Source organism: Acidisoma sp., from assembly GCF_035492295.1.
Classification (GTDB): domain Bacteria; phylum Pseudomonadota; class Alphaproteobacteria; order Acetobacterales; family Acetobacteraceae; genus Acidisoma.
Map to the genome: position 1 here is coordinate 1 of NZ_DATJJK010000269.1, position 4,987 is coordinate 4,987.

The following is a 4,987-nucleotide window of genomic DNA, read 5'->3' on the forward strand; positions in this document are numbered from 1 at the left end:
CTCCTCGCTTCATTCCTCCGCCCAGTCGGACGCGGCGTCGATGAAGGCTTGATCCTCGGCCGCATGATGACTTGCCGCCACGGCCGCGGATTGCCGATGCGCCTCCGCCTTGAAGGATGGCGCGCGCATGTCCGGCACCCAGATCTGGATGGGTCGCAAGCCCTGCGCGCGCAGCCGCTCGCGATGTTCCTGCACCTTCACGCGCGTCGTCTTGGAACCTCTCGGCTGAGCCATGACACTCTCCATCGCCTGGGTTACATGTAATATAGCGACGAGGCCCGACGATCAAACGAAGGACGTCTTTTTGCTTCTTTTTCTTCAGAAAAAGAAGACCTGCCTTGATGACTGAGGGGATGGGCGGCTGTGCGCCCTGCCACCAAAGGGAGCGGGGGGACTGATGCTGGTGCACGCGCTTTGTCCGTGGGCACGACCTCAGTTGCCGTCACCCGGCGAATGGCCTCACAATATTGACATCCGTTCGCGCAAGGCGAAATGAAAGGCGAAAGGAGCCCAAGACATGAAAATTTCCTTCCTTGTCCTGCTGGCGGTGCCCCTGGCCTTGGCGGCTTGCAATCGCAATGGCGCGCGGGCGCAGGGGGATTTCAATTCCGCCGGCAACCAGTTCGGCCAGAGCCATATCGCCAGCGGTTTCAACGATGTCGGCAAGGGTTTCAGTGACGGCGCCAATGCCACGGGCGATGCCATTTCGAGCACGGCCAACAAGATCGGCCAGAGCCTCAGCCAGTAGGCGGGGGCGATGGTGAGGGTCGGCTACGCCCAGGCCCCTCGCGCGGGCGCGGGCGTGCTCGGCGTGGTGAGGTATGGCGGCGCAGCTGCCGGGGCCGATCCCGGGATCGTTCACATCGCCCTCGAACCCGTGGCCCGGGCGCCGGTCTTCGAGATCTGGCATGCGGAGGACGAGACCGCGCCGCTTTGCGTCGGCGATGTCTTGGGCACGGTCAGCAGCCAGTATTGTTTTGGTGCGGTCGAGATTGCCGACGAGGCCGGGCGGCTTCTGGACGACAGCGTCGAGCGTGCCTACCGCGATCTTTTTCTTTTCCTGCAGCAAGCAGGGGACTTTCAGCCCATCCGCTTCTGGAATTACATCGGCGATATTCTGGCGGACCAGGACGGCATGGAGCGTTACTGGCGCTTCAATCTTGGCCGCGAGCGTGCTTTCGCCGCCCTGCTGCGGCAGGAGCGGCCGCCGGTCGCGACCGGCATCGGCTGCGGGGGCATGCGCACGGTGATCTATGTGCTGGGCGCCCGCAACCCCGCCGAGCCGGTCGAGAATCCGCGCCAGATCAGCGCCTATGTCTATCCGCAGCGCTACGGCCCGGCGAGCCCGCGCTTCTCCCGCGCCAGCCGGCATGAGGGCGGAACGCTGTTCATCTCGGGCACGGCCAGCATCGTCGGCCACGAGAGCCGCCACCCGGGGAATTTCGATGCCCAGATGCGGGAGACGCTGCGGAACCTCGATGTGATGATGCGGCTGACGGAGGAAGGCAGCACGCGCGACGGTCGTTGGGCGATCAAAACCTACCTTCGCGACGGCGCGCATGCGGCGAAGCTGGAAGCAGCACTGGCGGCCTCCCTGCCGCCCGGGACCCAGTATCTGCATCTGGTGGCCGACATCTGCCGGACGGATCTTCTGCTCGAGATCGAGGCCGTGCGCTGCGCCGTGGCGTAACCCGCGGGCTGGCGGGCCCGCGGGTTGTGCCATTACGGTGCGGGGGAGCCGTGCACCTGGAAGATCGCGTTGATGCGCTCCTCCAACTCGGACGTGATCTGCACCTCCTCGGAATCGAGCGCCACTTTCAGCTGCTCCATCGTCGTGGCACCGATGATGTTGGAGGTCACGAAGGGGCGGCTGGTGACGAAGGCCAGCGCCAAGGTTGCGGGATCAAGATAGAAATCCCGCGCCAGCGCCAGATAGGCGTCGATTGCTTCCTCCACGCCCGGCTTCTCGTAGCGCTGGCCGCGCTCGAAGAGCGTGGTGCGGGCGCCGGCCGGGCGGGCACCGTGCTGATACTTGCCGGTGAGGTAACCCTGGCCGAGCGGGGAATAGGCGAGCAGGCCGACCTGTTCCCGCATGCTGATCTCGGCGAGGCCGGTCTCATAGGTGCGGTTGACAAGGTTGTAGGCGTTCTGGATGGAGGCGACGCGGGGGCCGTGGCCGGCGTCGGAGGCGGCCAGAAACTTCATCGTGCCCCAGGCGGTCTCGTTCGACAGGCCGATATGGCGGATCTTGCCTTCCGTCACCAGGTCCTGCAGGACGCCGAGCGTTTCCTCGATGGGCACTTCGTCCGACCAGTCCCGCGGCTGGAAGACATTGCCGCCGGCGCCGAAGATCTGCACTTGCCGGTCCGGCCAGTGCAGCTGGTAGAGGTCGATATAGTCCGTCTGCAGGCGCGTGAGGGATCCCTCGACCGCATGGGTGATGTTGGTCCGGTCCAGGCGTGTCAGCTTGCCGTCCGGGCGCAGATAGCCGTTGCCCCGGCCCGCGACTTTGGAGGCGAGGATGACGCGGTTGCGTGTGCCGCGTTTTGCGAACCAGTTGCCGATGATGCGCTCGGTCGAGCCTTGTGTTTCGGCCCGGGGCGGGATGGAATACATCTCGGCGGTGTCGAAGAAGTTGATGCCACGGTCCAGCGCCATGTCCATCTGGGCATGGCCTTCGGCTTCGGTATTCTGCTGGCCCCAGGTCATGGTGCCAAGGCAAATGGCCGACACGCGCAAATCGGTGCGGCCCAGCAAGCGGTATTCCGCCACAGTCATCGTCCTTTGAATGAGCGTCGTGAAAAAGCAATCGGCGCCCGAAGGAACGGGCGCCGATCAACGGGGGTTGAGACAATCAGACGGAGAGGGAAACGCCGTCCTTCGCCAGATCCTGCATCACCGCTTCCAACCCGCGCCCGACACCATCGAAGACCTCGTCCAGCTCGGATTTGGTGATGATGAGGGGCGGCGAGAAGGCAAGCCCGTCACCCGGCAGCGGGCGGCCGATGATGCCGAAATTCTCCATGTGCTTCGCCGTCCGCGCGGCAACCTTGCGGCTGGCGTCGAAGTTGCGGTGGGTTGCGCGGTCCTCCACCAGTTCGATCGCGCCGATCAGGCCGGTGCCGCGCACCTCGCCCACTAGGGGATGATCGGTGAAGCGGCGGCGCAGCTCCGCCTGCATATAGGCGCCGACATCGCGGACATGATCGAGGATGTTCATCTCGTCATAGATCTTGAGCGTCTCCACCGCCACCGCGGCGGCCACCGGATGGCCCGAATAGGTGAAGCCATGGCCGAAGGTGCCGAGCTTGTGGGTTTCCTCGGCGATCGGCCCGAAGACGCGCTCGTTGACCATGACGGCGCTGATCGGCAGGTAGGCGGCGGAAAGCGCCTTGGCGCAGGTCAGGATATCGGGCTGCACCTGCATCGTCTGGCTACCCCAGTATTGGCCGGTGCGGCCGAAGCCGCAGATCACTTCGTCGGCCACCAGCAGCACATCATACTTGTCGAGCACGGCCTTGATCTTGGGGAAATAGCCGGCCGGCGGGAGGATCACGCCGCCGGCACCCATGATGGGCTCGGCGAAGAGGGCGGCGACGGTTTCCGGGCCTTCGGCCAGGATCAGCTTTTCCAGCTCGTCGGCGCAGCGGGTGGCGAATTGCTCCTCGGTCTCGCCGCGCAGCGCGCCGTGGTAGAAATGCGGCGTCATCGTGTGCAGGAAGCCCGGCAGCGGCAGATCGAAGGATTTGTGGTTATAGGGCAGGCCGGTCAGCGAGGCGGAGGCGAGCGTGATGCCGTGGTAGCCCTTGATACGGCCGATGATCTTCTTCTTCTCGTGTAAGCCGCGGGCGTTGTTGTAGTACCAGATCATCTTGATGGCGCTGTCATTCGCCTCGGACCCGGAATTGGCAAAAAAGACCTTGCTCATCGGCACCGGCGCGCGGGCCAGCAGCATCTCCGACAGTTCGATCATCGGCTCGTGGGACTTGGAGGCGAAGGCATGGTAGAAGGGCAGGGCACGCATCTGCTTCGCCGCCGCTTCCACCAGCCGCTCGTTCGAGAAGCCGAGGGAGGCGCACCAGAGGCCGGCGACGACGTCGATATAGGATTTCCCGGCATCGTCCGTCACGCGGACGCCCTCGCCGCCGCTGATGATCACCGGGCCGTTCTCGGCATGGGCGATCTGGTCGGTATAGGGGTGGAAAACGGAGGCGACGTCACGCGCCGCGAGGGAATTGAGCCGGGAAGGCGGGGTCATGGTCGGGTGCTCCACGAAGATTTGCTCCCATGATGAGCGCCTGCTTGAGCCGGGGGAAGAGGCAGGGCACAGTTTTCTCCCATGATCACAGAAACGCTCCCCCACCGTCCCAACCTGCCGCCTGACCGCGCGATCGCACCCCGGCTGTTCGACGCGCTCCGCGCCATGAGCTTCGATGGCGTCGGCATCACCCGCGAGGCTTACGGCCCGAAGGAGAGCCTGGCCCATGCGCTGGTCCGGGCCGAGGCCGAGGCGCTCGGCCTCGCCACCAGCACCGACCTCGCCGGCAATATGTATCTAACGTTGCGTGGCGCGGACCCGGCTCTGCCCCGGCTGGTCATCGGCAGCCATTTGGACAGCGTGAGGACGGGCGGCAATTACGACGGCGCGGCCGGGGTGCTGGCTGGGCTTTCGGTGGTGGCCGGTCTTGCCCGCGCAGGGTTTCAGCCGCAGCGGGACGTGACGGTGATGCTCATCCGCTCGGAGGAGGCCGGCAGCTGGTTCCCGGTGAGTTACGTCGGCAGCCGCGCGGCGCTCGGCCGCCTGCCGCCGGAGGCGCTGGACGTGCCGCGCATGGATGACGGCCGCACCTTGGCCGACCATATGCGCGAGGAAGGGTTCGACCCCGATGCGGTGCGGGCGGGCAAACCGGCGCTGACGCCCAGCGAGGTCGCGGCCTTCATCGAACTTCATATCGAGCAGGGCCCGCAGCTGGACGAGGCGGAAATC

Annotated in this window: 6 protein-coding genes; 3 read left to right on the top strand and 3 right to left on the bottom strand. The window is 65.5% G+C overall.

Annotated elements, in window-relative coordinates; genetic code table 11:
- Nucleotides 1-9 precede the first annotated feature (9 nt).
- A complete protein-coding gene (locus VL752_RS19970; protein ID WP_325357999.1) occupies nucleotides 10-234 on the bottom strand; it encodes an antitoxin MazE family protein in 225 nt (74 codons plus the stop codon).
- A 283-nt stretch (nucleotides 235-517) separates the two neighbouring features.
- Here VL752_RS19970 and VL752_RS19975 point away from each other — a divergent pair, with 283 nt between their 5' ends.
- Both VL752_RS19975 and VL752_RS19980 read left to right on the top strand, forming a co-directional pair.
- Nucleotides 518-748: a hypothetical protein gene (locus tag VL752_RS19975; protein WP_325358001.1), complete on the top strand. Its 231-nt coding sequence runs from the start codon at nucleotides 518-520 to the stop codon at nucleotides 746-748.
- 9 nt (nucleotides 749-757) lie between these two features.
- On the top strand, nucleotides 758-1,690 hold the full coding sequence (locus VL752_RS19980) for a hypothetical protein (protein WP_325358003.1): 933 nt from the start codon (nucleotides 758-760) through the stop codon (nucleotides 1,688-1,690).
- Nucleotides 1,691-1,722: 32 nt separating this feature from the next.
- Here the strand turns inward: VL752_RS19980 and VL752_RS19985 are convergent, their stop codons facing one another.
- Together VL752_RS19985 and VL752_RS19990 are read right to left on the bottom strand one after the other, a co-directional pair.
- Nucleotides 1,723-2,772, bottom strand: a complete 1,050-nt coding sequence (locus VL752_RS19985; protein ID WP_325358005.1) for an aldo/keto reductase — start codon at nucleotides 2,770-2,772, stop codon at nucleotides 1,723-1,725.
- Nucleotides 2,773-2,854: 82 nt separating this feature from the next.
- Nucleotides 2,855-4,258, bottom strand: coding sequence for an aspartate aminotransferase family protein (locus VL752_RS19990; protein WP_325358007.1), 1,404 nt, complete (start codon nucleotides 4,256-4,258; stop codon nucleotides 2,855-2,857).
- A gap of 81 nt (nucleotides 4,259-4,339) precedes the next feature.
- On the opposite strand from VL752_RS19990, the gene VL752_RS19995 reads away from it, so the two are divergent.
- On the top strand, nucleotides 4,340-4,987 hold a 648-nt coding region (locus VL752_RS19995; protein WP_325358008.1), incomplete at its 3' end, for a M20/M25/M40 family metallo-hydrolase.